At 40.3% G+C, this 2072-nt stretch carries 3 protein-coding genes; all 3 read left to right on the forward strand.

The window, feature by feature from the left end; translation table 11 throughout:
• A partial coding sequence (gene ccoG, locus AAC037_RS23890; protein ID WP_339906161.1) for a cytochrome c oxidase accessory protein CcoG occupies positions 1-1181 on the forward strand: 1181 nt, incomplete at its 5' end.
• Positions 1182-1203: 22 nt separating this feature from the next.
• Complete coding sequence (locus AAC037_RS23895; protein WP_339906163.1) at positions 1204-1629, forward strand: FixH family protein; 426 nt, start codon at positions 1204-1206, stop codon at positions 1627-1629.
• The coding region (locus AAC037_RS23900; RefSeq protein ID WP_339906164.1) for a sulfite exporter TauE/SafE family protein at positions 1630-2072 on the forward strand (443 nt) is incomplete at its 3' end.

Here is a 2072-nt window from a genome sequence, read left to right on the forward strand (position 1 = left end):
TTGGAGCTGTTTTTTGGCCTCAGGATACTCATTTGTTGATTTTCTTATTGCTGATTTTCTTTGTTTTTGTTATCCTATTTACGGTGGTTTTCGGAAGGGTGTTTTGCGGTTGGGCTTGTCCCCAGACACTATTCATGGAAATGGTCTTTCGCAAAATAGAGTATTGGATAGAAGGGGATGCCGGCCAGCAAAGAAAATTGGATGCCATGCCCTGGAATGCAGAAAAAATAAGAAAGAAGTCCATCAAAATGTCCATTTTCATTTTGATTTCTCTCCTTATTTCACATACGGTAATGGCTTACCTTATAGGTATTGATGAAGTAAAAGAAATTGTTACATCTTCTCCGGCAGATAATTTAGCGGGCTTTTTTGGTCTGCTGGCTTTTACTGGGATCTTTCTCTTTGTTTTTTCATGGTTTAGAGAGCAGGCATGTATTGTGGTTTGTCCCTACGGACGCCTTCAAGGTGTGTTACTGGACAATCAATCCATTAATGTGACCTATGATTATAAAAGAGGGGAGCCGAGGGCACCCATAAGAAAGAAAAAGGTAGAAGAAAAGCCGGTCGGAGATTGTATCGATTGTACTTTATGTGTGCAGGTTTGCCCAACAGGAATTGATATTCGAAATGGCGTACAAATGGAGTGCGTAAACTGTACGGCCTGTATGGATGCCTGTGACGATGTCATGGAAAAAGTGGATCGTCCCAAGGGCTTGATTAGATATGCTTCTGAAAACAGTATTCTGACCGGAACATCGAAATTGCTAACAGGGAGAGTGAAAGCCTACTCTGCTATACTTTTGTTGTTGATCGTGGGATTTGTTTCTTTATTAGCTACCAGGGATGACTTGGGTGCCACAGTGACAAGGTTTAGGGGAATGACCTATCAAACCAGAGAGGGCGCGCAAATCAGCAATCTTTATGAAGTTACCTTAATCAATAAAACCTTTGATGAACAGGAGGTTACCTTAGTGCCTGATGATCCTACATTTACCTTAGAAAAGGTGGGACATACTGATTGGCACCTTGAGGGTCAGTCCAAGTTTGAGGGTAGGTTTTTTCTGGTTAAAAATCAGGAAGACATGAAAGTACCGCAACAAAATGTGGACCTTTTATTGCAACAAAACGGAGTAACCATAGATCGGATTTCGACGAGTTTTATGGGGCCTGTGGCAGAATGACAATATTTAAAGAATAGGATATATGAATTGGGGAAATGGGATTTTATTATTATTACTTGTTTTTATTGGCTTGATGGTTAGCTTGGTTACCATTTGTGTGAAGCAAGATGATATTCATTTGGTTACTGAGGATTATTATGCAGAGGAAATAAAATATCAGGAGCATATAGATAGGGTGAGTAATACCCAGGCTATTGAAGGGAAGGTCATGCAATTTGATGTCCTAAGCAAGACGCTTCAATTCAAATTGCCTGTGGGTGCCAAAGGCGAGTTGCACTTATTTAGACCTTCGGATGCGAGGCTGGATAAGAAAATTCAGATTGTAATTAAGGATCATGAATCCAACATTTTAAAACTGAATGATTTAGAACCGGGTTATTGGAAAGTGAAGATGACTTGGGAAGCAGATGGGGTAGCCTATTTTGAAGAGAAGAAAATAGATGTTTAAATGATTTGGACCGCCTTTATCTGGGGTTTGCTTGGCTCATTTCACTGTGTGGGTATGTGCGGACCTATAGCTCTGGCCTTAGCAGGGAAAGATAGCAACAAGTATTTGTTCAATAAATTACTCTATAATTCAGGTCGGGCTGTTACTTATTCCCTTTTAGGTGGATTAGTTGGGCTGCTGGGATTTTCTCTTTCCCTGGCAGGTATACAACAATGGGTTTCCATTGTCCTTGGACTGATCATAATTGGCTTGGCTTTTTTTTATAAAGAATCTGAAAAGTGGATAACCGGATCTACATTTTCAAAGTCATTGACAAAGTTAAAATCACAGCTGGGAAAATCTATAAAAAGAGGTGGGAGCAAAGCTTTTTTTCTATCCGGCCTATTGAATGGCTTTCTTCCCTGTGGAATGGTGTATATGGCTTTGGTGGCTTCTTTGGCCTT

It is taken from the genome of uncultured Cyclobacterium sp. (genome assembly GCF_963976465.1).
Lineage (GTDB): Bacteria > Bacteroidota > Bacteroidia > Cytophagales > Cyclobacteriaceae > Cyclobacterium.